Here is a 26,363-nt window from a genome sequence, read left to right as displayed (position 1 = left end):
CTGCATCTGGTCTATGGCGTCCTCAAATCGGGCACCGCATTTGACCCACAGAAAGCCCTTGCCAGGTGAGGGGCAAGACGGTATCTGCGACTGGCGCTGGGCTGCTCTAACGCTACAGCGCGCGGGTGACCTGCACGCACAGACCGATCTCGGCCAGCACCGCCTGCGCCTGACCCAGATGCGCGTCGGCCACACACACCTGCAGCACGCCGAAGGCCGGCAATTCGCCGGCGCCGCCCAGCAGCGATTCGCCGAATACGAAGGCGGTGATGCCGGCATCTTCCAGTGCATGTTTGGCCAGATGCGCATCGATGATGTGGCTGACGCGATAGGCGATCTGCCTCAGCCGCGCCCCGCGCGTTCGCGCTCTGCCCCATGGCGCCACTCGCGCAGCGCCGGCAGTGCGTCCAGCGCGGCCAGATAATCGCCGGCCGCTTCGAACAGCGGCACGCCATAGCTGGCAAAGCGCAGCGCCACCGGCGCGTACATCGCATCGACGATGCCGAAGTCACCGCACAGGAAACTTCCCGCATGACCATGCTCGGCGCGCAGGCTGGCCCACAGCGTCTGGATGCGGGTGATGTCGCGCTCGGCCGCGGCATCCCATTGCGCCGGGCCGGGCGCGCGGGCGAGATTCATCGGCAACTGGCTGCGCAAGGCGGCAAAGCCCGCATGCATTTCGGCTGCGGCCGCACGGGCTTGTGCGCGTACCGCCAGATCGGCCGGCCAGCCGCGCCCGTCCAGCCAATGCTCGTTGACGTACTCGCAGATCGCCAGCGAATCCCACACGTGCAGGGCGTCGTCCCACAACACCGGCACCTTGCCGGTGGGCGAGTAACCGACGATACGCGTCTGGAATTCGGGCGTATCCAGCGGCAGGCAGACTTCCTCGAATGGAATCCTGAAATGCCGCAACAGCAACCACGGCCGTAACGACCAGGAAGACAGGGTCTTGTCGCCGATCACCAGGCGGGGCAATGGCATGCGGGGCGCGCTCCTGACGGGGTCGGCGCAGCGTACGCGGGGCGGCCGGTTGCCGCCAGCGCCGTCAGACCGGCCACGCCCGCACGTGACCATCGCGCGATGCGGCCGGCGGCGGCGCGCAACCGCAAGGGGATCCCTGCAACGGCGGATTCTCCGGCGCACCCGGAGATGCCCGGGACTCACCCGATCAGGCTTGCGCCGCCCCATCCCCGGGCCGGCCGCCTACCCCTAACCGGTGCCACCGCCTAAACTTGCGGTTTACCTATTGCCGATGCCCCGCATGTCCGAGATCCCAGTCACCGACGCCACCGCCCCGGCGGAGAAGAAAGACTTCATCCGCCAGATCGTTCGCGAGGACCTGGCCAGCGGCAAGCACACGGTCATCCGCACGCGCTTTCCGCCCGAGCCCAACGGCTACCTGCACATTGGCCATGCCAAGGCGATCTGCCTGGACTTCGGCCTGGCAGCCGAGTTTGGCGGGCTGTGCAACCTGCGCCTGGACGACACCAACCCGGCCAAGGAAGACCCCGAGTTCGTGGTCGCCATCCAGGACGACGTGCGCTGGCTGGGCTATGAGTGGGCGCAGCTGCGCCATGCCTCGGACTACTTCGAGGTGTATTACCTGGCCGCGGAAAAACTGATCCGCGACGGCCATGCCTTCGTCTGCGACCTCTCCGCCGAGCAGGTGCGTGAGTACCGCGGCACGCTCACCGAACCGGGCCGCAACTCGCCGTACCGCGAGCGCAGCGTGGACGAAAACCTGGACCTGTTCCGGCGCATGCGCGCGGGCGAATTCCCCGATGGCGCACGCACGCTACGCGCCAGGATCGACATGGCCAGCGGCAACATCAACCTGCGCGACCCCGCGCTGTACCGCATCAAGCATGTGGAGCACCAGAACACCGGCAACGCCTGGCCGATCTACCCGATGTACGACTTCGCCCATTCGCTGGGCGACGCGGTGGAAGGCATCACACATTCGCTGTGCACGCTGGAATTCGAAGACCATCGCCCGTTGTACGACTGGTGCGTGGACAAGGTGGACCTGGCCAGTCACCCGGAACTGCTGCAGCCATTGCTGGACAAGGGCCTGCCGCGCGAAGCGGCCAAGCCGCGCCAGATCGAGTTTTCGCGCCTGAACATCAACTACACGGTGATGAGCAAGCGCAAGCTCACCGCGCTGGTGGAAGAACGGCTGGTGGACGGCTGGGACGACCCGCGCATGTACACGCTGCAGGGTCTGCGCCGCCGCGGCTACACGCCGGCGGCGATGCGGCTGTTCGTGGATCGCGTGGGCATCAGCAAGCAGAACTCGCTGATCGATTTCTCGGTGCTGGAAGGCTGCCTGCGCGAGGATCTGGATGCCGCCGCGGCACGCCGCATGGCGGTGATCGAGCCGCTCAAGCTGGTGCTGACCAACCTGCCGGACGGCCACACCGAGACGTTGCAGTTTTCCAACCACCCCAAGGACGAGAGCTTCGGCACGCGCGAGGTGCCGTTCGCACGCGAGCTGTGGATCGAGCGCGAAGATTTCGCCGAGGTTCCGCCCAAGGGCTGGAAGCGTCTGGTGCCGGGCGGCGAAGTCCGTCTGCGCGGCGCCGGCATTGCGCGCGTGGATGAGGTCATCAAGGACGCTGACGGGCAGATCGTCGAACTGCGCGGCTGGCTGGATCCGGAATCGCGTCCGGGCATGGAGGGCGCCAACCGCAAGGTCAAGGGCACCATCCATTGGGTCAGCGCCGCGCATGCGGTGGAAGCGGAAATCCGCCTCTACGACCGCCTGTTCTCGGTGGAAAAGCCCGACGACGAATCCGAAGGCAAGACCTACCGCGACTATCTCAACCCCGCGTCCCAGCGCAGCGTGCGCGGCTATGTGGAGCCGTCTGCCGCGCAGGCTGCGCCGGAACAGGCGTTCCAGTTCGAGCGCACCGGCTATTTCGTCGCCGACCGCCGCGACCACAGCGCAGCAACGCCGGTGTTCAACCGCAGTGTGACCTTGCGCGACACCTGGGCCACGTGATGCCCAAGGATGCAGCGGCCGCGTCCACCGCACGGTGTGGCGCGGCCGGTGCGTCAAACGTTTGGATTGCGCAGGATGGCTCGCCCGCTGCGTGCACGCTCGTATCGATGGCGGCGTCGAGTTCCGGCCCGCCTGCGCAGCCATGATCGCCCTATGGTCGTGAGGCCTGCACTGCTGCAGCGCCGGCACTGCATGTCCACCTGCCAAGCCTTGCTCATCCCGCGGCCGCACTGCACGCTGCCGGGCATGACAGGCAGGGAGAGGCGCGATGCGTGAACGTTTGACGATGGGCGTCGCCTGCGGCATTGGCGCGGGCGCGCTGTGGGGGCTGGTGTTCCTGGCACCGCAACTGTTGTCTGCATTCACGCCGATGCAGCTGGCGGTGGCCCGCTACCTGTCATATGGCGTGGTGGCCGCACTGGTCCTGGCCCCACGTGCGCGCCTCACCGCCGCCCGCCTGGGCCGCGCCGAGTGGTGGGCGCTGGTGCGCCTAAGCCTGATGGGCAATCTGGTCTATTACGTGCTGCTGGGCAGTGCCGTGCAGTGGGCCGGCAGCGCCGCCACTGCGCTGATCATCGGCCTGTTGCCAGTGGTGGTGACCGTGATCGGCACGCGCGCGGCGGGCGCGGTGCACCTGCGGCGGCTCGCCGCACCGTGCGTATTGTGCGTCATCGGCGTGGCCTTGGTGGCGCTGGACACCGTGCACGACGACTCCGGGCAGCAGGCAGGCGATCGTCTCACCCGCATTGCCGGGCTGTTATGCGCCGTGGGCGCCCTGGTCTCGTGGTCGGCGTACTCGATCGCCAATGCGCGATGGTTGCGGCGCCGCCCCGATCTCTCCGGTGGCGACTGGTCGCTGCTGACCGGCGTGGTGACCGGGGCGCTGGCGGCACTGCTGGCGCCGGCGGCACTGATCGGCAGCGCCCCCCATGCACCGATCGACTGGGCCGGCTTCTGGGGTATCTCGCTGCTACTGGGCATTCTGGCCTCGGTCATCGGCAATGCGCTTTGGAACCGCGCGAGCCGCGTGCTGCCATTGACCTTGGTGGGGCAAATGATCGTGTTCGAAACGGTATTTGCGCTGATCTACGGATTCGCCTGGGAAATGCGACTGCCCACGCCGCTGGAACTTGCCGCGATCGCCTGCCTGCTGATCGGCGTGCTGTGGTGCGCAGCACTGCATGCGGAAGCGACTTGACCACGACCACTGGCGTGTCATCGCCTCTGGATTGCAGTGCGCATCGGGTGGAATGCCGCCACGTGCCGCCCACGACCGGGGCCGTGGACCCTGTATGGCGCGAAATTTTCGCTCTGGACCGGCATGTCGGCCTGCTCGCCGCCTCCACCACGCGTCTATCGCAACAACGTCTCCGCCCCGGCATCGACTGCCACAGCGCAGCCAACGCCCCGGCCGCACCCTGGCGCTGCTCACGGCCAGCGCGGCTCCGACTGCATCGGATTGGGCGACGCGGCTGCAGGTCGGGGGGCCGCACGCAGCGCATCCAAAGGCTTACCATGACCATTCACCTGTCATGATCGGAGCAACCGCATGTCCCGAGCCTTGTCCTGGTATCTGAGCAGTCTGTTGCTGATGGCGTCGGTCTTTCTGATCGGCTGTGTGGCCGCACCGCCAACCGACGCGGCCACGCCGCCGGCAACCGCCAAGCCGATCACCGTCGTCACCACCTGCAAGGTCGACGCCGATTGCGCGGTGAAGAACGTCGGCAACTGTTGCGGCGCCTACCCAGCCTGCGTCAACGTCAACAGCCCGACCGACCCGAAAGGCGTGATGGCGCAATGCCAGTCCAGCGGCATGATGAACGTCTGCGGTTTCCGCGAGATCAGCGCCTGCCAGTGCGTATCCGGCCAATGCGCTGCAAAGTAGATCCTTCGTCATGAGACGACTATGCACGCCGGGCTGCGCGCCTGCGCGCGACGCGCCGCCACGACGCCGCCTGAGCACGCCGGACGACCGCCGGCGCTAGCCGCATTCAGATCCGCCCGCGGCGGCGTTTTGCGCGCCGCGCCCGGGCCGATACACTGCGCCGCTAGGCTTCTTCTCCGCTACCGGTCGTCCAGTGATGCTCTACGCGCAAGTCCACCTCACCCTGCCCGCCTGGATCCATGACTTTGTGGATGCCAGCCGCGCCTATCCCGGCGACGACGACAAGGTGGCGTTGGCCATCGCGCTGTCGCGGATGAATGTGGAAGCCCGCAGTGGCGGCCCGTTCGGCGCGGTGGTGTTCGGGCCGGATCATCACATCGTCGCGGCCGCGGTGAACCGGGTGGTGCCGCAGACCACCTCGCTGGCGCATGCCGAGAACATGGCCTACATGCTGGCGCAGCAGCGCCTGCAGACGCCGCGCCTGAACGATGTGCTGTCGCCGATCACGCTGGCCACCTCCGCGCAGCCGTGCTGCCAGTGCTATGGCGCCACGGTGTGGGCCGGCATCGATCGTCTGCTGATCGGCGCCCGCGCCGAAGACGTGATGGCATTGACCGAATTCGACGAAGGCCCGCTGCCCACCGACTGGGTGGGCGAACTGACCCGCCGTGGCATCGAGGTGGTGCGCGATGTGCAGCGCGAACAGGCCTGCGCGGTGCTGCGCAGCTACGGCGAGGGCGGCGGTGATCGTTATTGACCGCTCGCCGGGCGCGCCGCGATGAGCGGGCTGCTCTGCTATTGCCGCCAGGGCTTCGAACCTGAGCTGGCGGCCGAACTGAGCGCACGCGCGGCATTCGTCGGCATTGCCGGCTATGCGCGCACCCAGCGCAACGATGGCTACGTGCTGTTCGTCTGCGACGACGCGGCGCAACTGGCCGCCAGGCTGCAGTGGCGCGAACTGATCTTCGCGCGCCAGAAACTGGTCGTGCTTGCCGAACTCAAGGGCATCGATCCCACCGACCGCATTGCGCCGATCCTGGCCGCGCTGGATGGGCAATCGCGCTTTGGCGATCTGTGGGTGGAGCATCCGGATTCGAATGCCGGCAAACCGCTGGCGGGGCTGGCGCGCAGCTTCGGTAACGCACTGCGTCCGGCACTGCGCAAGGCCGGCCTGTTGACCGACAGGCCGCAGGCGCGGCTGCCGCGCCTGCATGTGTGCTTTCTCGATGGCGACCACGCACTGCTGGCAGTGGCCGATGCCGACGACAGCGCCCCGTGGCCACTGGGGATTCCCCGCCTGAAATTGCTGCCCGAAGCGCCGTCGCGCTCGGCGCTCAAGCTCGACGAAGCCCTGCTGACCCTGCTCACATCCGAAGAACGCGAGCGCCTGGTCAAACCCGGCATGCGTGCCGCCGATCTGGGCGCCGCTCCCGGTGGCTGGACCTGGGTGCTGACGCGCCAACATGTACACGTCACCAGCGTGGACAACGGCCCGTTGCGCGAGCACGTGCTGGCCACCGGCCTGGTCGAGCACCTGCGTGCGGACGGCTTTCATTGGAAGCCGGCGCAACCGCTGGACTGGATGGTCTGCGACATGGTGGAGCAACCGCGCCGCGTTGCCGAGCGCATGGCCACCTGGGTGCGCGAAGGCTGGTGCCGCCACACCATCTTCAACCTCAAACTCCCGATGAAAAAACGCTGGGACGAGACCCGGCTATGCCTGGACCTGTTCGAACAGCAGGCCGAAAAATCGCTGACCGTGCGTGCCAAGCAGCTGTATCACGATCGGGAAGAGATCACGGTGCTGGCAATGCGGGAATGAGGCTGGGAATCGGGATTTGGGATTTGGGATTCGTAAAAGCGGTTGGCTGGCTCGGCTGTATGTGCTGCCGTCGATTCCTTCAACCACCGCGCGACGTTCACTGACCGTTTGCATCATTCCTGCACAGCGATGCTCTGAGCGTTTGAAGCGCGCCTGCGGCGTGGAGGGAGAATCCTCGCGGTGCTTGGTCCCGCGTCTTGTCGTAGGAATTTCCTCCCGGCTGGCGCGGCTGGCTTTCGCGAAGTGACGCTTGCTCTTCGCTCACTGCATCGACATTTCCGCAATCCATGGGCGCTGGTTGCCACTGGCGTTCCGCGCACCGCTGTCGGCCGTCGATTGCAGGCGTGGTATGTGCGGCTCGTTGGCCGCTTGTTCGCTCCACCGTCCCGCTGCCTGTTGCCGCTGTGTGCTGCCATGCCCGGCGGCCCTGGCCGCTGCCTGCTGTTTCGACGACCCCGGCGGCACTTGGCCGCCGGAGCCGGCTGACTTAGAGCACGATGCGTTTGCTGCCTTCCCGCGCGGAGCGATAGATCGCATCGACGATGCGGATGTCGCGCAGTCCTTCTTCGCCGGGCGCGCGCAGCGGTGTGCCATTCATGATCGCCAGCGCGTCCTCGTCCATCTGCAGCGCCTGCTGGTGCGGCACCTTGGCATCGAACACGCGGCCATCGCTGGCCTTGCCCTTCACGCCCTGGTAGCTCTGGAACGGCGATAGCTCGTACCAGCCACGTTCGCACTCGGCGCGCAGCACGTTCATGTTTGCGCCGAAGCTGGTCTTGCATTGCGCACGCACGTCGTTGGGGAACTCCAGCGTGAAGTCCATATGCTCGTCCACTTCGTCGAATAGCTCGGGACGGTCGGTCCAGCGCTTGGCGGTCACCGACAGCGGTTCGGCACCCACGGTGTAACGCGCGGCATTGAGCGGATACACCCCCATGTCGTACATCGCACCGCCACCGAACTGCGAACGCAGGCGCCACGGCCGATCGGCCTTGGTGGTATCGCGGTAGCCGTTGTAGCCGGCCTCGGCACGCACACGCTGCATCGCACCGAACGGCTTTTCGCCGGCCATCGCGATCAACCGTCGCGTATTGGGCTCATGCTGCATGCGATAGCCGATCGTCAGCGCCACCTTGTTGCGCTTGCAGGCCGCGATCATCGCCTCGCATTCGCCCGCATGCATGGCCATCGGCTTTTCGCACCACACATGCTTGCCAGCCGCGGCCGCGCGCAATGTCAATGGCGCATGCAGATGGGTCGGCGTGACGACATACACCACATCGATGTCGTCGTTGTCGGCAATGCGGTCGAAATTCTCGTAGTTGTAGACATTGCGATCGGCAATACCATACTTGGACTGCCACTGCGGAATCTTCGACGGCGTGCCAGTGACGATGCCCGCCAGCTTGCAATGCTTGGTCAGGGCCAGGCCCGGGGCGAGTTGTTCGCTGGCATAACTGCCCAGACCTGCCAACGCGACATTGAGCGGCTTTCCAGGCTTTTTCTTCGGCAGTGCCCATGCGGGTGCGCCGAGCAGGATGCCTGCACTGCCGAAGGCGGCAAGCAGGCGACGACGTGTCAAGGATTCCACGGACATGCAAACCTCCTTCAAGTAAGAGTGGCGACCAGCGCGCGCAGGCAGCATCAGACCGGCGTAACGCCTGTCGCGAAGTGCGCGTGACAGGGACATGTCTCCGGATCACCAAGCCGACCAGCACTACCGATCGCCGATCGCTGCGGGCTCATGCTGCCGCGCTACTGCAACACTGCTCGCGCACCTTACTTGATCGCGCGTGATCACCGCCATGGCTGCTACGCACGTTCTGGCACACTGCTGGCGATCCCATCCGGAGCGTGTTGCATGACCGCCGTTACCCGCCTTCGTCTCCTGCCGCTGGCCTTGCTGTTGTCCAGTTCGCTCGCCATCGCTGCCGACACGCCATTCGTCGCGCGCGACCTGATCGGCGATGGTGCCTTCACCCACAATGCCGAGGGTCCCGCCTTCGGCCCGGATGGCGCGCTCTATGCCGTCAACCTGGGCAAGGACGGCACCATCGCGCGCATCACCCTGCACGCCGATGGCAGCGCGAAGGCCGACGTCTTCCTCACCCTGCCGGCGGGCAGCACCGGCAATGGCATCCGCTTCCGCGACGGGGTGATGTACGTGGCCGACTACACCGGTCACGCCTTACTGCGGGTGGATCTGAAGACGCGCATGGTCAGCACCTTCGCTTCGCTGCCCGAGGCCGATGGCCCCAACGATCTTGCGCTTGCGCCCGATGGCAGCTTCTACGCCAGCGATCCGAACTGGAAGGACAACAGCGGGCGCCTGTGGCACATCAGCCGCACCGGCGCGGTGCGTTTGCTGGAAGCCGGCATGACCACACCCAACGGGCTGGACGTCAGCCCCGACGGCAAGCATCTGTACGTCAACGAAAGCATGTCGCGCAAGGTGTGGGTCTACGACCGCCAGGACGACGGCAGCCTGCGCAACAAGCGCCTGCTGATCGCCTTTCCCGATTTCGGCATGGACGGCATGCGCTGCGATGCCGACGGCAATCTCTACATCGCCCGTTACGACGCCGGGCAGATCGCCGTGGTGTCGCCGGCCGGCAAGTTGCTGCGCACCATCGCGCTGAAGGGCCGCAAGGCCAGCAACCTCGCCTTCGGCGGCAGCGATGGCAAGCAGGTGGTGGTGACGTTGCAGGATCGGGGCGCAGTTGAAACGTTCAGATCCGATCGCCCGGGGCGCGAAACCGGACGCTGAAACTGCTGTGCGCGTCGCATCGGTTCTCAGGCCGCGCAACAGCGTCCTGGCATCCTGCAGGTCACCCGTGGAGGACTCCCCATGCAACCGATCGAACTCAAGGACGCGGCCGCCTTCGGCAGCGAATTCCTGCGACTGACCCTGTTGCAGGGGTTCCAGTCATTGACCAAGCGCGACCTGGAATTGCTGATCTTCGTGCTGTTGGAACGCGACGGCGCCATCTCGCGCAACAGCTCCAATGCCGCGGTGGCGCTGCAGTTGCGCGTGACCTCGGCCAAGGTCAAGGCATTGCGTCGCGATGGCTACGCACGTTGGCGCGCGCTGGTTCCCGAAGAAGGCGATGCGGCCATGCAGCGCATCGTGGCCAACGTGCTCACCGAAGACAATCTGCGCTCCGGCGCCAAGCACGTCAGCGAGCGCAGCCGCAAGGAGGGGTTCCTGGCCGTGCGCATCGAACATCCCGACGACGCGCAGCAGTTCGAGCAGGCCATTCTCGATGTCGGCGCACTGCCGGTCTACGAGCGCAATCGCGAAGTGGTCGCGGTGCGTTTCGACACGCTGCTGAAGATCGCCGAGCGCTGGGGATACCTGCAGCCGGATCCGCAGGCCACCGTGCGCGAACTGCAGAAACTCACGCCCACCGCGGAAGAAGTCGCCGACCTGCTGAAGAAGGACATCGCGCAACTGCGCTGGGAGGATGTGCGCCGCGCGCTCAACAGCCTGGGCGCCAAGGCGGTCGCCAGCACGGCAGAAGGTGGCCTGAAAGGATTGCTCAAGATCGTGTTTCCGTTCATCCCCGGCTGAGCGGCGCGCAGGGCGGCGGCAGAGTGCCGTCGCCCTGGCGTGGCGGACAACGCCGCCACTACAGCGCCGCATCCACGCCGTACCCGGCACTGCCCGGGCCGCCGATCGTCCGCAACGCCGGCATCGGGCATCCCTCAATCCATTCCACACGTTCTATCCTTACGGGCTGTTCCACATCAGGGGGATCTGATGACCACCCGTCGTATCGCCACACTCGCTTCCCTGTTGCTCATCTGCGGCGCGGCCTCCGCACAGCAGGCACCCACGCCGGCCAGCAGCATGCCGCTGATCGATGTGCCCAGCGCCATCCGCACCCAGCCGCTGGCTGCAGGCGAGGTCACCCACCAAACCCAGCTCGAACGCCCGCGCGGCCAGTCCAGCGTGATCGTGCGTTCGATCCAGCCCAGCAGCGTGGTCGGCAGCTACCGCATCGATTTCCAGGCCATGGACACCGATGGGGATGGCCGCATCAGCCGCGCAGAAGCCCAGGCAAACCCGGCACTGGCCGATGAATTCGATGCGCTCGATACCCGCCACAGCGGCTATCTCAGCCGCGAACAGCTGGCCGGCTGGCTGATCCAGTAATCCCGCCGTCAGCTGCGGTCGCGCGCCCGCCATGGCCTCACGCGGGCGCGCGCCGGCGGGTGCTTTTTAACGGCGGCACCTCTTGCAGCGCCTGCTTCGGTCGGCTAGATTGTATTTAACGGATACAATCTGGATGGATCGATGACCGCTCGCCCGACACTTGCCGCAGACCTGGGCTACCAACTGCAATTGGCCGCACTGGCGTCCAGCCATGCCGCGCGCCAGGAACTGGCCGAACTGCGCCTCACACCCGCGCGCGTCACCGCGTTGATCCACATCCGCGACCAGCCCGGCTGCGACCAGACCGAACTCGGCAACCGCCTGCTGGTCAACCGTGCCGCCGGCATGAAGATCGCCAATGCCCTGGCAGAGCAGGGTCTGATCGAACGCCTGGCCGGCCGCGACCGACGCAGCAAGGGCCTGTATCTGACCAAGCACGGCCAACGCACGCTGGACGTGGCGCAAGACTGCCTTGCGCGTGCCGTCGAGCGCACCTGCACCGGCCTGCAGGCAGGCGAGCAGCAGACCCTGCTGCGCCTGCTGTGCAAATTAAACGACAGCGCCACCCTGGAGCGGTCGAACGTTCCAGACGCTGCGCTGGCCGAAGAGTTCTGATCCCCGCAGCCCCCGACTTGAAGGAGACGCCGCTTGAACGAGCATGACGTGGTATCGGTCCGCATCGAAAACCGCATCGCCTGGGTGAAGTTCGCACGCCCCGACAAGCGCAATGCGATGAGCCCGGCGCTCAACCGTCGCATGATGGACGTGCTGGACGAGCTGGAATTCGACGACAACGTGGGCGTGCTGGTGCTGGGTGGCGAAGGCACGGCCTGGTCGGCCGGCATGGACCTGAAGGAATACTTCCGCGAGACCGAAGCGCAGGGCCTGCGTGGCGTGCGCCGCTCGCAACGCGAATCCTATGGCTGGTTCCGCCGACTGCGCTGGTATCAGAAGCCGACCATCGCGATGGTCAACGGCTGGTGCTTCGGCGGCGGTTTCGGCCCGCTGTTCGCCTGCGACCTGGCCATCGCTGCCGATGAGGCGCAATTCGGCCTGTCGGAAATCAACTGGGGCATCCTGCCCGGCGGCGGCGTGACCAAGGTGGCGGTGGAGCTGCTGTCCATGCGCGATGCGATGTGGATGACGCTGACCGGCGAAATGATCGACGGCAAGAAGGCAGCCCACTGGCGTCTGGTGAACGAAAGCGTGCCGCTGGAGCGCCTGGAAGCACGCACCCGCGAAGTGGCCGAGCTGCTGCTGCGCAAGAATCCGGTGGCGCTGAAATACGCCAAGGATGCGGTCCGCCGCGTGGGCACCATGACCTACGACGAGGCCGAGGATTACCTGGTGCGCATGCAGGAAGCGGCCAACTCCTTCGACAACAACGCGCGCAAGGAAGGCATCCGTCAATTCATCGACGAGAAGAGCTACAAGCCCGGCCTGGGCGAATACGACCTGACCAAACACCGCGCCTGAGTCTTTCCGCTGCGTCCGGCGCGATGCGTGCATCCCACGCATCGCTGGCGCTGCCAGTGGTTTTCTGCACCGAGGAGGGAGTATGGAAGCCTCAACCGCTACGCTGCGCGGGATCGCCGCACGTGGACCCAATGGCCTGTTCATCGATGGCCAGTGGCGCGCCAGCAACGGTGATCGCGTTGTCGATGTGATCGCCCCGCATACCGAGCAGCGCCTGCTGCGCTACACCGAGCCGTCGCCTGCAGATGTCGAGGCTGCCGTGGCTGCCGCGCATCGCGCCTTCGATAGCGGTCCCTGGCCGCGGCTGTCGCCGGCCGAGCGCGGGGCCGTGCTCAAACGCGTCGCCGAGCAGCTGCGCGCACGCCTGCCGGAGCTGGCCGAGGCCTGGACCGGGCAAGTGGGTGCCACCATCGGTTTCAGTCGTCGCGCATCGCAACAGGCGCCCGGCCTGTTCGACTACTACGGCGATCTGATCGCCACCCACCCGTTCGTCGAATCGCGCGCCCGCGCCAACGGCGGCCTGGTGCACGTGGTGCAGGAGCCGGTGGGCGTGGTTGCGGCGATCACGCCCTGGAACGCACCGCTGGTGCTGCTTTGCTACAAGGTGGCCGCAGCGCTGGCCGCCGGCTGCACCGTGGTGGCCAAGCCGTCGCCGGAAACCCCGATCGATGCGTACATCCTGGCCGAGTGCATCAGCGCCGCAGGCGTCCCCGATGGTGTGTTCAACCTGGTGCCGGGCGGTCGCGAGGTGGGCGAGCAGCTGATCCGTCACCCGCTGGTGGACAAGGTCAGCTTTACCGGTTCCACCCAGGCCGGACGGCAGATCGGCATTGCCTGCGCGCAGCGTCTGGCGCGATGCGGCCTGGAACTGGGCGGCAAGTCGGCTGCCATCGTGCTCGAGGACGCCGATCTGGCCAAGGTGCTGCCCAGCCTGGTGCCCTACTCGATGCCGATCACCGGCCAGGTGTGTTTTTCGCTGACCCGCGTCCTGGTGCCGGTGCAACGCCGCGAAGAAGTCCTGCAAGCGTATTGCGCGGCCCTGGGAGCACTCAAGCTGGGCGACCCGTTCGCTGCCGACACCGGCATGGGGCCGCTGGCATTGGGCAGACAGCTGGAGCGCGTGCAGTCCTATATCGCCAAGGGCAGCGCCGAAGGCGCGCGCCTGATCATGGGCGGCGGTCGCCCGGCGCACCTGCCACGCGGGTTCTTCATCGAACCGACGGTCTTTGCCGGGGTCACGCCGGACATGACCATCGCACGCGAAGAAATCTTCGGCCCGGTGGTGAGCTTCATCGACTATCACGACGAAGCCGACATGATCGCCAAGGCCAATGCCAGCGACTATGGCCTGCACGGCACCGTCTATGGCGAAGATGTGGATCGCGCGTATCGCATCGCGCGTCGCGTGCGCAGCGGCAGCCACGCGATCAATGGCATGTGGGTGGATATCGACATGCCGTTTGGCGGCTTCAAGCATTCGGGAATCGGCCGCGAAGGCGGCATCGAAGGACTGCAAGCGTTTCTCGAAACCCAGACCGTCTATCTCCGCTAGTCCATCGCGGATCACCACGTGACCAACGCGTTTACGCAAGCGCGATGCGTGGCGATGCGCGAGGTGTCGGTCGATGCCTGCTGCAGATCGACCGCAACGCATCAATGGGTCACCGCCGCCAGTCACCCAGGCAAGCAAACCTTCTGCCGTCACCGTCGCACTCACCACCGTCACGCCCCACTCCACTCTCGGAAGACAGTGTCATGACCATGCCGACCGACTCGATCTCGTTCCATGCCCGCCTCACGCCACGACGGCTCGCCGCCCGCGACCTGCTGCTGGAGCAGCAATGGACGTATGCCGAACTGGACGACCTGATCGGCCGCCTGGCCGCCTTGCTGCAGACGCGCGGCTGCGTCGACGGCGAACGGCTCGCCGTGATCGCGCGCAATTCGGGCTGGCAGGTGGCACTGCACTTCGCCTGTGCACGGGTGGGTGCGATCTATGTCCCGCTCAACTGGCGGCTGAGCGCCAACGAACTGGACGCGCTACTGCAACGCGCAGAACCGCGACTGCTGCTGGGCGACGAGGTGGCCGCAGGACGCGCACAGGTGGAGACATTGGCCGACTTCATCGATAGCGCCAGCGCGCTCACGCCTGCCCAGACACCCTATATTCCACCCGAACGCGTCAGCCTGATCCTGTTCACCTCGGGCACTTCCGGCCAACCCAAGGGCGTGATGCTCAGCGAACAGAACCTGCAGCAGGTGGCGCACAACTTCGGCGTCACCACGCGCGTGGATGCGGGAAGCAGTTTTTTGTGCGAAGCGCCGATGTTCCACATCATCGGCCTGGCCACCAACGTGCGTCCGGTGCTCGCGGTCGGCGGCTCGATCCAGGTCTCCAGCGGTTTCGAACCCGAACGCACCCTCAGATGGCTTGGCGATCCGGCGCTGGGGATCACCCACTATGTCGGCGTGCCGCAGATGATGCAGGCGTTCCGCACCCAGCCGGGCTTCGATCCTGCCTCGTTGCGTCACCTCACTGCGCTGGTCAGCGGTGGCGCGCCGCATGCCAGCGACGATCTGCTGGGCTGGCTGGAAGACGGCATCCCGATGGTCTGCGGCTTCGGCATGAGCGAGGCCGGCACGGTGTTCGGGATGTCGGTGGACTGCGAGGTGATCCGCAGCAAACTCGGTGCGGCCGGCATTTCATCGCCGACGGTACAGACCCGGGTTGTGGATGGCGACGGAAACGAATGTCCTCCGGGCACGCCCGGCGAGTTGTTGCTGCGCGGTCCCAACCTCAGCCCGGGGTACTGGCGCGACCCGCAGGCAACGGCAGAGATGCGCGATGGGCAAGGCTGGTTCCGCACCGGCGATATCGTCAGGCGCGATGCCGATGGCTTCTTCTGGGTCGTCGATCGCAAGAAGGACATGTTCATTTCCGGCGGCGAGAACGTCTACCCCGCCGAGATCGAGGCGGTGTTGGCAGATCACCCGCAGATCCGCGAATGCGCGGTGGTGGGCATGGCCGACCCGCAATGGGGAGAGGTGGGTTGCCTGGCGATCGTGCCGGCCGTCGAGGAGCTGGATCTGGAACAGATCCGCAGCCATCTGATCGAGCGCCTGGCCAAGTACAAGGTGCCCAAGCACCTGCGCGTGATCGAGGCACTGCCGCGCACCGCCACCGGCAAACTGCAGAAAGCGCGCCTGAAGGATGCACTGGCGAGTGAATCCTGATCGCATCGGCGGGTCGCAAGCGTGGGCAGGCCCATTGCTGCACACGCTCGCCTCGAACTGTCGAGGTGGCCCGAGACATCGCGCCGACCACACCGCCGCTTATGCTGACGCGTCCAGCAAGATGTCGTCTTCGCCAACCTGGTTGTCCACCCATACCGCGCCCTGCTCGGCCATCAGTGCGAGCTGATGCTCCAGCTCGCGCATCAGTAGGCGCACGCCCGGCTTGTGGATGGCGCTGCTGTCGCGGTAGATCACCCCACCGGCGCGCGCCTGCGAGGGTTGCTGCAGTTGAAACGCACGCAACTCGCCACGTGCGATGTCGCCGGCCACCATCATGCTCGGCATCACGGCGATGCTGTCGGTGCCGAGCAGGATCTCGCGGGTGAAGCTGGCCGAGCTGGAACGCAGCTGATCGCGCGTGGCCAGCCCATGTTCGCGCATGACCTGTGCCACGTCGCGCTCCACGTGCTGGCTCAGCGTCGGCAACACCTGCCGATAGGCCGCCGCTTCGGCAATCCGCACCGGGCCATTGGCAAACAACGGGTGATCGCTACGTGCCACCAGCGCGATGGGATCCTGGTACAGCACCTTGCGAACCAAGGCGTCGTAGCGGGCCAGCGGATAGAGCCGGCCGACCACCAGGTCGACTTCGTTACCCGCCAGCTTGGGCAGCAGCTCATCGGTACGTCCATGCAGCAGGCGCACGCGCAGCGTGGGTTCGGCGCGGTAGAGGGCAGCCAGTACGGCGGGCAGCAGGCCGCTCGCCGCCACCGGCAGCGCGCCTACGGTGATCGTGAGCGCGTCGTCTTGCAGCAGGCCTTCGAAGGTATCCTGCGCGCGGCGCAGTTGGCCCAGCACCACGTGCGCGGTCTGCACCAGCACCTCGCCCATCGCATTAGGCCGCACGCCACGCGAATGGCGCTCGAACAGGGGCGCGCCGACGATCTCCTCGATCTCCTGCAAGGCGCGCGTGAGCGCGGGTTGGGTGACATTCAAAACGCGTGAGGCGCGGAGCAGGCTTTTTTGCCGGTCCAGCGCCTCGATCACACGTAGATGCCGGACCTTGATGCGGTGTTCGAAGAACACGGAGGACATGGTCATGGGGTGGGCCTTACGTTGGGAAGTCGGGAATACGGCGCCCGGGCCGACGGCCGGGGCGCGCAGCTCAGCGCGCTTCTGGAACCCGCCGCGTCTGCATGAATTGTTCGAAGGTTTCGCCGCGCATGATGGCGTAGACCTGGAGATTGGTCATCCGTACCACGCGGGCGAACTTCTCGATGACGAAGAAGTTGGCGCCATATTGCACCAGGCCGAGCCAGTCGCGCGCCCGGATTAACTGCTTTTCCTGGTCGGTGAGTTCGGCTTCCTGCATCAGGGTTTCTGCATCCTGCAGGAAGCGGTCGCGCCATGGGGCACGGATCATGTGCCAGAAGAAACGATTGAGGCGCAGCGCGCGGTTGCTGGTGCGCAGATCGAACACGTAGGTGCCGTCGATCTTCTCCATCCCGTCTATTTGCGGATTCATCTGCCTCTCCTCATGCCGCGTCGGCGGTGCGTGCCAGCAGCTCGGCCGAGCGCGGCGCATCGGCGGACTCGATGCCGGGCTCGTACAGCACCACGGTCATCGCGGTGGTCGTCATCAGGTAGTAGTTCTGATGCAGCTTGCGGATCGGCCCATCCAGCGCGCCACGCATGGCCAGCCACATGATCTGCTCCACGCTTTCGGCCCCGCCCAGGCGCACATAGTCGGTATGGGTGAGATCGGTCAGCGTTTCCGGGGCATGCTGGAAGCGATCCAGGAATTCCATGTCCCACTCGGTGTTGTTGAAACCGGTGCGTTCGCCGTGGATCTGATGCGACAGCCCGCCGGTACCGACCACCACCACCCTGAGATCCTGCGGATACGACTCGATCGCCCGGCGCACCGCCTGGCCCAGCCGGTAACAGCGACGCGCGGTCGGCAGCGGATATTGCAAGACATTGATGGCGATCGGGACCACCGTGCCCGGCCAGTCCGGAACATGTGGCCACAGCAGCGGCAACGGCGCGGCGCAGCCATGGTCGATCGGTTTGTCCTGGAACACGGTCAGGTCGAATTCGTCGTTTACCAGGCATTCGGCGATATGCGCCTGCAACTGCACGTCACCACGGATCGGAGGCAGGTTGCGCAACCCGGCCCCCTCGTCGGCCACCGGAAAACGCTCGCCCACGCCCAGCGCGAAGGTGGGATACAGATCGAAGAAGAACGTGGTGCAGTGGTCGTTGTAGAAGAACACCAGCACGTCGGCGCGCTGTTGCGCCAGCCAGGCAGCGACCGGCGTGTAGCCGTCGAACAGCGGCTTCCATATCGGATCCTGCTGCTTGCCCTTGTCGTAGGCCACCCCGATGGTGGGAACGTGCGAAGTCCCGATGCCGCCGATGATGCTTGCCATGCTGCACTCCTGCGACGCACCTCGGCCGACCGGCTGAGCGAGCGTCTTTGGTTGGACCAGGATCCACCGCAATGGATCCCAACGAGGACGACCAACGACTCCGGATCGCCAAAACGGTATCCTTGGGATCCAAATTGCCACCAAGCGCTCTCATCCGCAAGGTTTTTATACAGGTATTGCGAGTTTTCCCCCTGGAAGGAACGTGCGCTGCGGTACGGCGCGAGAGAATGGAGCCAATGGCGAACAACCACCGATTGCAAGCGGTTCAGCAGTTACGCGAATTGATCCTGTGCGGCACGTTTGCCCCGGGCGAACGCATCACCGAGGCGGCGCTGGCCGAACGTCTGGCCATCTCGCGCACGCCCATCCGCCAGGCATTGCCGGCGTTGTGCCAGGAAGGACTGCTGGCGCAGGCCGGCAACCGTGGCTATGCGGTCCGCCGCTTCAGCCAGCAGGAGAGCCTGGACGCCCTGGCCGTACGCGCCCTGATGGAAGGCATGGCTGCGCGCACGGTCGCCGAACAGGGAGCATCGCCCGAGGTGCTCGCCACCCTGCATGCCTGTCTTGGCGAAGGCGACCGGTTGTTCGCCAAGCGCAACCTCGATGCCGGCGACGAGCAGACCTATGCCGCAATGAACGCCCGTTTCCATCGGACCATCGTGATTGCGGCCAACAAGCCGATCCTCACCGAGACCGTCGACCGTTGCACGGTGGTGCCGTTCGTCAGCCCGGTCCATGTGGTCTTCGGCCAGCGCTCGGCCACCGTGGCCTACAACGATCTGTACTACGGTCACCGGCAACATGGGGCGATCGTCTCGGCGATCGAACAACGCGATGGCGCGCGCGCAGAGCTGCTGTTCCGCGAGCATGCCCACACCCAGCGACACAGCATGGGGCTGTGAACGGGATAGCCTCGGCGCCAGGCTCCGGCGAGCCACGCGACACCGCAGAAGCGCGCCACGCGCCAACCGGGGAACAGCCGCCGGCCGGACACGCTGCGGCGGGCAGCAACGACAACCTGCCCGCCACGCACGGCCACCCACCGCAGGCGCCGCGCGTGGCAGGTAGGGATCCCTACAACGAATGCACGAACATCAGGTTGAAGTTATTGCCGGCGACCGAATTTTCCACATCCACCGGCAGGTACACATTGAAGTTGAACAGGTTTTTTTCATCCATGCGCCATGACAGGCCCGGCCCGATATAGAACTGCCTGCGCTTGCTGTCCGGCACGCGCTGGTCGTTGGTGCGGTTGTCCTTCAATTGCTGCAGGTAGTAGCCGTTCAGACCCACCCGCCACTGCTCGTTGAGCTTCAGTGACGAGGCGAAGTTGAGCCAGAGCACGTCGCCGGCCTGCCCGTTGCGGAAACGAAAGCCCGGAATGGGCGGCACGCCGCCGGCGCGGCTGGTCCGGAAGTTGTACAGGTAATTCAGGCGCGCACTGACTTCCCAGTTGTCGCTGGGTTGCACGGTAAATGCCCAGTGCGGCGCAACCGACCAGAAACCGGTGCTTTGATTGATCGCGATGTCACGATCGAACTTGCCGACCGGTGCAAACGCGTCGATAGCAAATCGCTGGAAGAAGAACACGCGGCCGTTGCGCATCACCGGTGGAAACTGCAGCGCAGGCCCGAATGAAATATCGCCCATGCCGAACCCATTACTGCTCAGCCGCACGGGACTGTCGGCAGCGAAGGAAGTATCGTAGTTGACCAGCGGCACGATGGCATTGAAGCTCAACGATGCGCTTTTCCAGGTGTAGGGCGTGACATAGATCAGCTGCGTCAGCGCCACATCGACATCGACCACTGGATCGAGGAAGGCCGGCGAGTCATCGCCATTCGCATTCCTGATCGAATTGAAGTGGTAATGGCGCAGGTATTCGATGACGGTCCAGCCAGGCGTCAACGAGCCAAACCCGTCCATGAAACTGGTGCCCCCCAGGTTGATGCCTTGCGGGGGCGCTGCCGTTTCTGGCACGGTCTGCGCCATCGCCGTGCCTGGCAGCACCGCGGCGAGCGTGGCGCCGACAATCCATGACCATTGCCGACGCGACACCGCGCGCAGCAACACCGAACGACAACGAGCGGATGAACGGACGCGTTCCACTAGGCGACTCTCCAATGCGGAAGGATGGATGACAGCAGGCGCGGCATGGGGGAGAAAGCGATACGACAGCGCTGCATGCCGACGGCGGCTGCAACGCTTGTTGCGATCCAGCGGTTCCGGCTCAGTTGCCGATCTGCAGCAGCAGCGATCCAAGTCGCTGCTTGAACAGCCAGCGCTCCTGATCGAAGACAAGCACATCGTCGAAACGTCCGAGCAAGGCCGGCGACTGCGCGGCCCATGGCGGCGCTGAAGAGGTTTCGCTGGCGGTGTAGAGCAGCACGTTGCTGTGCGCGTGCGCCAGGATCGGCGATCGAATGGTGACCAGGGTATTGAGCATCAGGTGGCAGGTGGTGCGCGGCGGACGCGCGCGAAACGCCTGCAGGATTGCCTCGCGCCCCTGCACCGGCGCATCGGGCGCACTGGGCCGCGCGAACACGCCATCGGCAGTGAACAAGGCCGCAAGACCTTCGTGATCATGGCGATCGTTGTAGAGCGCAAACCGCCGGATCAATTGCTCGCAGGCAATGATGATCGATGCGTCTTCGTGCATGCAGCCTCCTCGAGTTTCTCAGCTACCGCGCAGCGTGGATGGCGAGGCCACAGCCTCCATGCATGCCCAGGCGCGACACCGCTTACGCGGCCTGCAACCAGTCGCGCAACGCTGCAGTCACCGCGACCGGTGCCTCCACCGGCGCCATATGCCCGCTGTCTTCGAACACCACCAGGCGGGCACCCGGAATCTGCCGCGCCATGTCCTGATGCCTTGCCAACGGGCTCCAGGCATCCTGGCGTCCAACGCCCAGCAAGGTGGGGCAGCGGATCTGCGCCAGCACCGGCGTGGCATCCGGACGCTCCAGCAAGGCAGTGACCTGGCCGGCGAAGCTCTGCGCGCTTTGCCGGCGCACCATCGCGACCAGGCGTTGCATGAGACTGGCATCGGCAACGCGCGCCGGGTGCAGCATCGGCGGCAGCCAGGTCAGCGCAAGCGCCTGCATGCCCTGGGTCTGCGCCAGGTCCACCAATGCCTGGCGCTCCTCGCGTTCGCCCTCCCGACGCGGCGCAGTACCGGTGTCGAGCAAGGCTAGCTGTGTGACCCGTTCGGGCGCCTGGCGCATGATCTCCAACGCCACCCGCCCCCCCATCGAATGCCCGGCCAGCGCAAACCGCGGCGGCGCCAGGGTCAGCGCATGGGCAGCCATCTTCGGGATGCTGTCGAAACCGGCGAAATCCAGTACCTGCACGTCGGCCAGATCGCCCAGCGCGTCGCGCTGCGGCTGCCAGATGGTGGCGTCGCACAGCAAGCCACAGAGCAGCAGCACGGTGGGCCTGGGTGGGTGCGTATGCGAGGTCATGGATCGACTGTAGCTAGGCCGGCAGCATCCGTCGTATGGAAGATGCTGCCTCCGCTATAAGCTCTGAAACATAGAACAACGCGACCGCAGGTTCCCCGCGCGCAGCCCGGCACGCGTGGCGCCGGCTACGCCTTGCCGGACGCGCGCTTCCACAGCAGGTCCACCAGCGGTGGAAGCCTGCCGGCCAGGCCGAGCACCGACCCACGCAGCAGGGTCAGGTGCATGTCATCGTTGGAAAACACGCTGTTGATCGCATCGAAGCCGTAGGCGGCAACGGTGTTCTCGCTGCGCCGGGTGCGCGCCCAGCGCTGCAGGCGGTGCGGCGCCGCCCAGTCCGCACGCCTGGCGAGGGCGTTGCGCACCGTGTCGCGCAACGCAGCGACATCGCGCAAGCCCAGGTTGACACCCTGGCCGGCCAGGGGATGCACCACATGCGCGGCATCGCCCAGCGCCAGTACGCGGCCACTGACGTAGCGCTCCGCCAGCTGCCGCTGCAGCGGGAATGCAGCGCGTGCAGAAACCACGCGCACCTCGCCCAGGCGCTTGCCGAAGGCCTGGGTGAGTTCACGCGAAAACGCCAGATCGTCCAGTGCGAGCACGCGCTCGGCCTCGGCATCGGGCAGGGTCCACACGATCGAGCTGCGGCCATCGACGAACGGCAGGAACGCCAGCGGCCCGGTGGTCAGAAAGCGCTGCCAGGCGGTGGACTGGTGCGGCTGCCCGGTCTCCACGAAGGCGACCACACCGCGTTGCGCATAGGCATGCCGCGAGACCGGAAACCCGGCAAGTTCGCGCAGCGTGGAGGACGCGCCGTCGGCGGCGATGGCAATGGCCGCTTCCAGCCGGCTGCCATCGTCCAGGCGCAGCCGCACGCTTCCGGCGTCCTGCTCCAGCTCGACCACCCGCGCCGGGCAGTGCACATCGATTCCCGCGGTGTGCACGGCGGCCCACAGCCGATCCACCAGCAGCGCGTGTTCGACGATCCAGCCCAGCTGCTCGCGTCCCAGCGTATCGGCATCGAACCCCAGCTCGCCGCCGCCACCGGCATCCCATACCCGCATGCGCCGGTAAGGCTGCGCGCGCGCTGCGCGGACTGCGTTCCATACGCCAAGGCTGTCAAGCAACCCGGCGTTGTCGGCGGCGAATGCATAGACGCGCAGATCGGGCTGCCCGGCCTGCCAACGTGCAGGCTCGCGCCCTTCCACCAGTGCCACGTGCAAGCCGGCATCGGCCAGCGCCAGCGCGCAGGCCGCACCGACCACACCGCCGCCGACGATCACCGCATCGCGTCCAGGGCGCCGGCTCATGCGATTCCCCGGCACAGCTGCGGCACTTCGCCGCGGAAGCCCATCGCACCACCGACCAGCATCGACTGCAGCGGCGCGGCCTGCGAGGTCGCCAGCAAGCCCAGGCTGCGCAACGGCCGCAGCAACGGCGCCGGGTTGCCGGTCAGGCGTGCCAGGCCACTGGAGAACGCAATGGTCTGTTCGCGATCCACGCGACGGCGCGCCAGATAGTCGGCCAACAATGCGCCGGCGCCGGCATCGCTGCGATCGTGTTCGATCAGTTCGGCCAGCGTCAGCGCATCGCGCAGGCCCAGGTTGAACCCCTGCGCGCCGATCGGGTGCAGCGTCTGCGCCGCATTGCCCAGCAGCACCACGCGTTCGGCGATCAGTTCGTTCGCCAGCACCTGCACCAATGGATACGCGCTGCGTTCGCCACTGGCGACAAAGCGACCGGCGCGCCAGCCGGCGGCGCGCTGCAGCCGTGCCAGCCAGCCGGCATCGTCGAGGGCGGCTACCGCCTCGGCCTCGGCGCGCGCCACGGAATGGATGGCGCCGTAATGGCGGTCGCCCCGCGGCAGCAGGGCGGTGGGCCCATGTTCGCCGAAGCGTTCCCAGGCAGTGCCGTCCGGCGGCCGGGAGGCGCGCACGCGCGCCACGAACAGGGTCTGCAGGAAATCCTGGGCGTCGCTACCGATGTGCAGCAGCTCGCGCACCGCGCTGTGGCTGCCATCGGCACCGACCACCAACCTGGCCTGCACACGCTGTTCGCCGTCGGCGGTCGCCAGGCGCACCGCGCGCATGCCGTCCTGTACCGGCTCCACACCGATGCAGCGCGCCGGGCGGTAGCGGCGCACGCCGGTCGTTTCGTCCAGGCGTGCCTGCAAGGCGTCGCCGAAGTCGCGCGCCACCACCACCTGGCCGAAGCTCTCGCGGCCATAGTCGGTGGCGTTCAGCTGCACCCGGCCGAAATCGCCGGCGCGGCTGACGTGGATGCGCCGGATCGGGCCGGGCGGGCTACGCAGCTTGGCCATCACCCCCAGCACGCCGAGCGCGTTGACGGTGGCCGCGGCAAAACTCAGGTTGCGTTGGTCGAACACCGCCGGCGGCGCGCCGGCCGGGGTGGCTTCGACCAGCCCGACATCCAGGCCGAGGCGGTCCAGTGCGATCGCCAGGCTGGAGCCGACCAGGCCGCCGCCAACGATCAGAACGTCATGTGGGAGTGTCATCCGGCCATGATAAGCCCTCGCCCACGGCCCGGTGGCGCCGCTGCATGGGACATCTTGCCGCGTCTGCCAGCGCGCGTAGCTGACGCAGGCATCACCCCTCGCACCGCCCAGCCCGGCGCCGCTCAGGCCGCGGCGCGGGCACGCCGGCTTACACGCTACACTCCCCGATCTGCAACCCGGCCTTTCTCGCACATGACGCCTCGCTCCCACGACACCTGGATCCTGAGCCTGCTGGCCGTGCTGATGGCGGCCACCCGGATCAATCACTTCGCCCCGGTGCCGGATGCGTCGTGGGCGGTGTTCTTCATCGGCGGATTCCATCTGGCGGCACGCACCCGGTTGGCATTCCCGCTCTTGATGGGGCTGGCGGTGGCGGTGGACTGGCTGGTGATCACCGGCCAGGGCATGAGCTTCTGGCAGCACTACTGCGTGTCGCCGGCGTACTGGTGCCTGATCCCGGCGTATTTCGCGCTGTGGGCCGGCGGCGTCTGGCTACGTCGGCATTACCACGGTGCGCAGTGGAGCGCGTTGGCCTGGCTGGTTGCCACCCTGCTGGTCGCCGTGGCCTTGTGCCAGCTGATCGCCCAGGGCAGCTTCTACTGGATCAGCGCCAGCGTCAGCGAGCCCACCGTGGCCGGCTGGTTCAAGAACTATACCGACTGGCTGGGGCCCTACCTGCGCAGCGCGGCGCTGTACGTGGCTGCGGCAGCGCTCGTCCAGGTCGTTGCCGAGCGCCTGGTCGCCCCAGCGCGCCAGACCCACGCCGGCTGACGTCATGGGCAACCGGCTTTCTCGTATCTATACACGTACCGGCGACGATGGCAGCACCGGGCTCGGCGATGGCAGCCGTACCGGCAAGGACGCCTTGCGGGTCAATGCCTACGGCACCGTGGACGAAGCCAATTCGGCCATTGGGGTGCTGCTGGCCGCGCCCGGGGTCCCGACTCCGATCGCCGAGCTGCTGACTACCGTGCAGCACCAGTTGTTCGATCTGGGCGGCGAGTTGTGCATCCCCGGGCATGCGGCGATCGCCGCGCAGGACATCCAGGCCCTGGAAGAGCAGCTGGATCATTTCAACGACAGCCTGCCGCCGCTGCAGGAATTCATCCTGCCGGCCGGGGGCGAGGCGGCCGCACGCTGCCACCTGGCCCGCACCATCGTGCGCCGGGCCGAGCGCGAAACCGTCGCCCTGTCGCGCCAGGAAACGGTGCGCGGCGAGGCGATCGGCTACCTCAATCGCCTGTCCGACCTGCTGTTCGTGCTGGCGCGGGTACTGGCCCGGGTCGATGGCCAGCAGGAAGTGCTGTGGCGGCACGACCGCCGCCGCGCTTGAGCATGTGCCTGGCGCTGCGGAGAGGCTAGAGTTGCCCCATGCTGGTCTTTACCCACCCCGCCTGTCTCGGCCACGACGCCGGCCCTGAGCACCCCGAGAGTCCTGCCCGCCTGGAGGCGGTGGTCGACGCCTTGCGCGCCGCCTTCCCGGACCTGGACTGGCGCGAGGCGCCGCTGGCCAAGCTGGGCGACCTGTGCCGCGTGCACGAGCGCGAACAGGTCGATGCCGTGCTGGAAACCGCCTTCGAAGGCTACCGCCAGCTGGACGTGGACACCCGCATGGTGCCGGCCTCGCGTGCGGCCGCCCTGCGCGCAGCCGGTGCCGGCATCGCGGCGGTGGATGCGGTGATGCAGGGCCTCAGCCGCACCGCCTTCTGTGCGGTCCGCCCGCCGGGCCACCACGCCACCGCGCAGGTGTCGATGGGCTTTTGCCTGTTCAACAACATCGCCGTGGCGGCCGCCCACGCCCGCGACCGGCACGGGCTTGAGCGCATCACCATCGTCGATTTCGACGTGCACCACGGCAATGGCACCCAGGCGATCTTCGAACGCGACCCGGCCGTGCAGTACCTCAGCACCCACCAGTCCGGGCTGTATCCGCATTCGGGCAGCGTCCACGAGCGCGGCGTCGGCAATATCCACAATCTGCTGCTGCCGCCGGGCAGCGACGGATTGCGCTTCCGCAATGTCTGGGAAGACGAGATGCTGCCGTTGATCGATGCGTTTCGTCCGCAACTGATCCTGATCTCGGCCGGCTTCGACGCCCATCTGCGCGACCCACTGGCCGACCTGCTGCTGGACGACGACGATTTCGGCTGGCTGACCGCCGCCCTGCGCGCCCTGGCCGAGCGGCATGCGCGCGGGCGGGTGGTGTCCATGCTGGAAGGCGGCTACGACCTGCAGGCCCTGCGCGAGAGCAGCGTAGCCCACGTCGCCGCACTGCGCTGACCGCCACGAGCGCCCCCGGCCGCACCGCTGCCGGCGATGAACCTCGCCCGCTCCACGCGGGCCCTCTTCATTGCCCCTATGCGGGGTATGCGGCAAGCTAG

27 protein-coding genes are annotated in these 26,363 nt (G+C 66.6%); 16 read left to right on the top strand and 11 right to left on the bottom strand.

What is annotated here, in order from left to right; genetic code table 11:
• Positions 1 to 112: 112 nt before the first annotated feature.
• Both XcodCFBP4690_RS13805 and XcodCFBP4690_RS13800 read right to left on the bottom strand, forming a co-directional pair.
• Positions 113 to 346 (bottom strand): putative signal transducing protein, encoded by a 234-nt coding sequence (locus XcodCFBP4690_RS13805; RefSeq protein WP_104541628.1) that lies wholly within the window; start codon positions 344 to 346, stop codon positions 113 to 115.
• On the bottom strand, positions 343 to 984 hold the full coding sequence (locus tag XcodCFBP4690_RS13800; protein WP_104541599.1) for a glutathione S-transferase family protein: 642 nt from the start codon (positions 982 to 984) through the stop codon (positions 343 to 345). The genes XcodCFBP4690_RS13805 and XcodCFBP4690_RS13800 overlap by 4 nt, the downstream gene beginning before the upstream one ends.
• 280 nt (positions 985 to 1,264) lie before the next feature.
• Between XcodCFBP4690_RS13800 and XcodCFBP4690_RS13795 the strand changes: the two genes are divergently transcribed.
• The 5 genes from XcodCFBP4690_RS13795 to rlmM all read left to right on the top strand — a co-directional run bounded on the left by XcodCFBP4690_RS13795 (position 1,265) and on the right by rlmM (position 6,711).
• Positions 1,265 to 3,004: a glutamine--tRNA ligase/YqeY domain fusion protein gene (locus XcodCFBP4690_RS13795; RefSeq protein WP_104541597.1), complete on the top strand. Its 1,740-nt coding sequence runs from the start codon at positions 1,265 to 1,267 to the stop codon at positions 3,002 to 3,004.
• A 268-nt stretch (positions 3,005 to 3,272) separates the two neighbouring features.
• Entirely contained in the window at positions 3,273 to 4,202 is a 930-nt protein-coding gene (locus XcodCFBP4690_RS13790; protein WP_104541595.1) for a DMT family transporter, read from the top strand.
• A 351-nt stretch (positions 4,203 to 4,553) separates the two neighbouring features.
• Positions 4,554 to 4,889, top strand: a complete 336-nt coding sequence (locus XcodCFBP4690_RS13785; protein WP_104541593.1) for a hypothetical protein — start codon at positions 4,554 to 4,556, stop codon at positions 4,887 to 4,889.
• 196 nt (positions 4,890 to 5,085) lie between these two features.
• Positions 5,086 to 5,646 (top strand): nucleoside deaminase, encoded by a 561-nt coding sequence (locus XcodCFBP4690_RS13780; RefSeq protein WP_104541591.1) that lies wholly within the window; start codon positions 5,086 to 5,088, stop codon positions 5,644 to 5,646.
• A 21-nt stretch (positions 5,647 to 5,667) separates the two neighbouring features.
• A complete protein-coding gene (gene rlmM / locus XcodCFBP4690_RS13775) occupies positions 5,668 to 6,711 on the top strand; it encodes a 23S rRNA (cytidine(2498)-2'-O)-methyltransferase RlmM (protein WP_104541589.1) in 1,044 nt (347 codons plus the stop codon).
• 487 nt (positions 6,712 to 7,198) lie between these two features.
• On the opposite strand, the gene XcodCFBP4690_RS13770 is transcribed toward rlmM, so the two are convergent.
• Positions 7,199 to 8,308, bottom strand: a complete 1,110-nt coding sequence (locus XcodCFBP4690_RS13770) for a Gfo/Idh/MocA family protein (RefSeq protein ID WP_104541587.1) — start codon at positions 8,306 to 8,308, stop codon at positions 7,199 to 7,201.
• A 264-nt stretch (positions 8,309 to 8,572) separates the two neighbouring features.
• Here XcodCFBP4690_RS13770 and XcodCFBP4690_RS13765 point away from each other — a divergent pair, with 264 nt between their 5' ends.
• The 7 genes from XcodCFBP4690_RS13765 (at position 8,573) to XcodCFBP4690_RS13735 (ending at position 15,577) form a co-directional block, all read left to right on the top strand.
• The gene (locus XcodCFBP4690_RS13765; RefSeq protein ID WP_104541585.1) at positions 8,573 to 9,478 is read left to right on the top strand and encodes an SMP-30/gluconolactonase/LRE family protein; all 906 of its coding nucleotides are present in this window, start codon (positions 8,573 to 8,575) and stop codon (positions 9,476 to 9,478) included.
• 81 nt (positions 9,479 to 9,559) lie between these two features.
• Positions 9,560 to 10,282 (top strand): hypothetical protein, encoded by a 723-nt coding sequence (locus XcodCFBP4690_RS13760; RefSeq protein ID WP_104541584.1) that lies wholly within the window; start codon positions 9,560 to 9,562, stop codon positions 10,280 to 10,282.
• A 189-nt stretch (positions 10,283 to 10,471) separates the two neighbouring features.
• Positions 10,472 to 10,867, top strand: coding sequence for an EF-hand domain-containing protein (locus tag XcodCFBP4690_RS13755; RefSeq protein ID WP_167394620.1), 396 nt, complete (start codon positions 10,472 to 10,474; stop codon positions 10,865 to 10,867).
• Between the two features lie 141 nt (positions 10,868 to 11,008).
• Positions 11,009 to 11,482 (top strand): MarR family winged helix-turn-helix transcriptional regulator, encoded by a 474-nt coding sequence (locus XcodCFBP4690_RS13750; RefSeq protein ID WP_104541583.1) that lies wholly within the window; start codon positions 11,009 to 11,011, stop codon positions 11,480 to 11,482.
• Positions 11,483 to 11,515: 33 nt separating this feature from the next.
• On the top strand, positions 11,516 to 12,343 hold the full coding sequence (locus XcodCFBP4690_RS13745) for a p-hydroxycinnamoyl CoA hydratase/lyase (protein ID WP_104541581.1): 828 nt from the start codon (positions 11,516 to 11,518) through the stop codon (positions 12,341 to 12,343).
• Positions 12,344 to 12,425: 82 nt separating this feature from the next.
• Complete coding sequence (locus XcodCFBP4690_RS13740) at positions 12,426 to 13,895, top strand: aldehyde dehydrogenase (RefSeq protein ID WP_104541579.1); 1,470 nt, start codon at positions 12,426 to 12,428, stop codon at positions 13,893 to 13,895.
• Positions 13,896 to 14,098: 203 nt separating this feature from the next.
• Entirely contained in the window at positions 14,099 to 15,577 is a 1,479-nt protein-coding gene (locus XcodCFBP4690_RS13735; RefSeq protein ID WP_104541577.1) for an AMP-binding protein, read from the top strand.
• A gap of 99 nt (positions 15,578 to 15,676) precedes the next feature.
• Here XcodCFBP4690_RS13735 and XcodCFBP4690_RS13730 read toward each other — a convergent pair whose 3' ends face one another.
• From XcodCFBP4690_RS13730 to XcodCFBP4690_RS13720, 3 genes are all read right to left on the bottom strand, one after another.
• A complete protein-coding gene (locus XcodCFBP4690_RS13730; protein ID WP_104541575.1) occupies positions 15,677 to 16,678 on the bottom strand; it encodes a LysR substrate-binding domain-containing protein in 1,002 nt (333 codons plus the stop codon).
• Positions 16,679 to 16,742: 64 nt separating this feature from the next.
• Positions 16,743 to 17,102, bottom strand: coding sequence for a protocatechuate 3,4-dioxygenase (locus XcodCFBP4690_RS13725; protein WP_104541573.1), 360 nt, complete (start codon positions 17,100 to 17,102; stop codon positions 16,743 to 16,745).
• Between the two features lie 10 nt (positions 17,103 to 17,112).
• Complete coding sequence (locus XcodCFBP4690_RS13720; RefSeq protein ID WP_104541571.1) at positions 17,113 to 18,009, bottom strand: gallate dioxygenase; 897 nt, start codon at positions 18,007 to 18,009, stop codon at positions 17,113 to 17,115.
• A gap of 227 nt (positions 18,010 to 18,236) precedes the next feature.
• Between XcodCFBP4690_RS13720 and XcodCFBP4690_RS13715 the strand changes: the two genes are divergently transcribed.
• Entirely contained in the window at positions 18,237 to 18,911 is a 675-nt protein-coding gene (locus XcodCFBP4690_RS13715; protein ID WP_104541569.1) for a GntR family transcriptional regulator, read from the top strand.
• Between the two features lie 172 nt (positions 18,912 to 19,083).
• On the opposite strand, the gene XcodCFBP4690_RS13710 is transcribed toward XcodCFBP4690_RS13715, so the two are convergent.
• The 5 genes from XcodCFBP4690_RS13710 to ubiH form a co-directional block, all read right to left on the bottom strand.
• Entirely contained in the window at positions 19,084 to 20,118 is a 1,035-nt protein-coding gene (locus tag XcodCFBP4690_RS13710; protein ID WP_167394619.1) for a SphA family protein, read from the bottom strand.
• A gap of 121 nt (positions 20,119 to 20,239) precedes the next feature.
• Positions 20,240 to 20,668 carry a nuclear transport factor 2 family protein gene (locus XcodCFBP4690_RS13705; protein ID WP_104541567.1) on the bottom strand — a complete coding sequence of 143 codons (429 nt, stop codon included), beginning with the start codon at positions 20,666 to 20,668 and terminating at the stop codon, positions 20,240 to 20,242.
• Positions 20,669 to 20,750: 82 nt separating this feature from the next.
• Positions 20,751 to 21,470, bottom strand: coding sequence for an alpha/beta fold hydrolase (locus XcodCFBP4690_RS13700; RefSeq protein WP_104541565.1), 720 nt, complete (start codon positions 21,468 to 21,470; stop codon positions 20,751 to 20,753).
• A gap of 125 nt (positions 21,471 to 21,595) precedes the next feature.
• Complete coding sequence (locus XcodCFBP4690_RS13695) at positions 21,596 to 22,777, bottom strand: UbiH/UbiF family hydroxylase (RefSeq protein ID WP_104541563.1); 1,182 nt, start codon at positions 22,775 to 22,777, stop codon at positions 21,596 to 21,598.
• On the bottom strand, positions 22,774 to 23,982 hold the full coding sequence (gene ubiH / locus XcodCFBP4690_RS13690) for a 2-octaprenyl-6-methoxyphenyl hydroxylase (protein ID WP_104541561.1): 1,209 nt from the start codon (positions 23,980 to 23,982) through the stop codon (positions 22,774 to 22,776). Before ubiH ends, XcodCFBP4690_RS13695 begins: the two co-directional genes overlap by 4 nt.
• Before the next feature lie 192 nt (positions 23,983 to 24,174).
• On the opposite strand from ubiH, the gene XcodCFBP4690_RS13685 reads away from it, so the two are divergent.
• The 3 genes from XcodCFBP4690_RS13685 to XcodCFBP4690_RS13675 are packed head-to-tail and all read left to right on the top strand — an operon-like array spanning position 24,175 to position 26,262.
• Positions 24,175 to 24,753, top strand: coding sequence for a hypothetical protein (locus tag XcodCFBP4690_RS13685; RefSeq protein WP_104541559.1), 579 nt, complete (start codon positions 24,175 to 24,177; stop codon positions 24,751 to 24,753).
• Positions 24,754 to 24,757: 4 nt separating this feature from the next.
• Positions 24,758 to 25,315, top strand: coding sequence for a cob(I)yrinic acid a,c-diamide adenosyltransferase (locus tag XcodCFBP4690_RS13680; protein ID WP_104541557.1), 558 nt, complete (start codon positions 24,758 to 24,760; stop codon positions 25,313 to 25,315).
• Positions 25,316 to 25,353: 38 nt separating this feature from the next.
• Complete coding sequence (locus tag XcodCFBP4690_RS13675) at positions 25,354 to 26,262, top strand: histone deacetylase family protein (RefSeq protein WP_104541555.1); 909 nt, start codon at positions 25,354 to 25,356, stop codon at positions 26,260 to 26,262.
• Positions 26,263 to 26,363 lie beyond the last annotated feature (101 nt).

Source organism: Xanthomonas codiaei (genome assembly GCF_002939785.1).
Classification (GTDB): domain Bacteria; phylum Pseudomonadota; class Gammaproteobacteria; order Xanthomonadales; family Xanthomonadaceae; genus Xanthomonas; species Xanthomonas codiaei.
Note: the sequence above shows the minus strand (reverse complement) of the source record. Positions and strands in the feature narration are given on the sequence as shown.